Source organism: Pseudokineococcus marinus (genome assembly GCF_013004605.1).
Lineage (GTDB): Bacteria > Actinomycetota > Actinomycetes > Actinomycetales > Quadrisphaeraceae > Pseudokineococcus > Pseudokineococcus marinus.
On record NZ_JABEMA010000453.1, the window covers coordinates 1 to 1,804 of the forward strand.

General features: G+C 77.4%; 2 protein-coding genes. Both read right to left on the reverse strand.

Annotated elements, in window-relative coordinates:
- Window positions 1–55: 55 nt before the first annotated feature.
- Complete coding sequence (locus tag HLB09_RS16525; protein ID WP_171204392.1) at window positions 56–598, reverse strand: DUF421 domain-containing protein; 543 nt, start codon at window positions 596–598, stop codon at window positions 56–58.
- 52 nt (window positions 599–650) lie between these two features.
- On the reverse strand, window positions 651–1,709 hold the full coding sequence (locus HLB09_RS16530; RefSeq protein ID WP_212771271.1) for an ABC transporter ATP-binding protein: 1,059 nt from the start codon (window positions 1,707–1,709) through the stop codon (window positions 651–653).
- Between the last annotated feature and the right edge of the window lie 95 nt (window positions 1,710–1,804).

Below are 1,804 nucleotides of genomic sequence, written 5' to 3' on the forward strand. Positions count from 1 at the left end.
GGCGCGGGCGGTGGGCTGACGCGCAGGGAGCCGCACGGGTGCGCGGGACGCGCGCTCAGGCCCGGCGGTGCCCCGGCCGGCCCCGCCGGGCGGCGCCCGGGACGTCGGCGAGGGCGGAGGCGTCCCCGAGCGAGGACTCCGGGACGACGCTGAGGCTGCCGTCGCTCTCGAGCACGACGGCGCCGACGCGGGACACGTCGCCCGCACCGCTGGCGCGCACCGCCTGTCGCAGCTCGGAGGGCGACACCCGCTGGGTGCGCAGGGCCTCCTCGCGCACCTCGCCGCGCCACAGCAGGAGCGTCGGCGCCGAGGTGAGGACCCGGCGGCTGGCCGGCCACCGCGTGGTCGTCCACGCCACCACCAGCTGCAGCCCGACGAGCAGCACGAGCGCCAGCGCGCCCTCGGCCCAGGAGACGTCGCTGCTCAGCAGGATCGTGGCCAGGGTCGAGCCCAGCGCCACCGTGACGACGAGGTCGAAGGCGTTGAGCTTGGCCAGGGTCCGCTTGCCCGACACGCGCAGCAGCACCACGAGGGCGACGTAGGCGCTCGCCCCCACGGCCAGGACCCGCCCCAGGTCGCCCCACGCGTCGAACCACATGCCGCCTGCCTAGCGCACCCGGGGCGAGCGGGCGCGCCGGGACCGGCCCGGGTCAGTCCCGCGGCGCCGTCCCGCCCTCCGCCGCGCTGGTCGCCGTCGGGTCGTGGGAGGCCGCGCTGGCCCGGACGCGCCCGTCGCGCACCTCCTCGGCCCAGTGGCAGGCGACGACGTGCCCCGGCGCGAGCTCGCGCGGCCGCGGCACCTCGTCGTGGCACCGCGTCGCCTGCCGGAACGGGCAGCGGGTGTGGAAGCGGCAGCCCGACGGCGGTGAGGCCGGGCTCGGGAGGTCGCCGGTGAGGAGGATCCGCTCGCGCGAGTCCTCGACGGCCGGGTCCGGCACGGGGATCGCCGACATCAGCGACAGCGTGTACGGGTGCAGCGGGTTGGCGTAGAGCTCGTCGCTCGGCGCCTGCTCGACGACGACGCCGAGGTACATGACGCCGACGACGTCGCTGATGTGCCGGACGACGGCCAGGTCGTGGGCGATGACGAGGTAGGTCAGCCCCAGGCGCTCCTGCAGCTCCTCGAGGAGGTTGACGACCTGCGCCTGCACCGACACGTCGAGGGCGCTGACCGGCTCGTCGGCGACGACGAGGTCGGGCGAGAGCGCCACGGCCCGGGCGATGCCGATGCGCTGGCGCTGGCCGCCGGAGAACTCGTGCGGGTAGCGGGCGGCGGCCGACGCCGGGAGCCCGACGACCTCGAGCAGCTCGAGCACCCGCTCGCGCCACGCCCGGGGCCCGCCCGGCGCGCCGTGCGCGCGCAGCGGCTCGGTGAGGGTGCTCTCCACGCTCTGGCGCGGGTCGAGGCTCGACATCGGGTCCTGGAAGACCATCTGCATCCGCCGCCGCAGCGAGCGCAGCTCGTCGCGGCGCAGGGCGAGGACGTCCTGCCCGTCGAGCTCGACGCTGCCGGCGGTCGGCTCCCCCAGGCGCAGCACCGCGCGCCCGAGCGTCGACTTGCCGCAGCCCGACTCCCCGACGAGCCCGTAGGTCTGCCCGCGCCGCAGGTCGAGGTCGACGCCGTCGACGGCACGCACGTGCCCGACCGTGCGGTCCAGCAGCAGGCCCTTCTTGATGGGGAAGTGCACCTGCAGGCCCCGCACGCGCAGGAGGACGTCGTCCTGCTGCGCCCCCTCCGCCGCCGGTCCCTCGGCCGCCGGCCGCGCGGCCCCGGCGTCGGCCGCCGGCGCGCTCACGCGCCGGC

Bases quoted from the DNA above. Each gene is read 5' to 3' on its own strand.
- HLB09_RS16525 (WP_171204392.1), bottom strand. From the start codon at position 598: ATGTGGTTCGACGCGTGGGGCGACCTGGGGCGGGTCCTGGCCGTGGGG.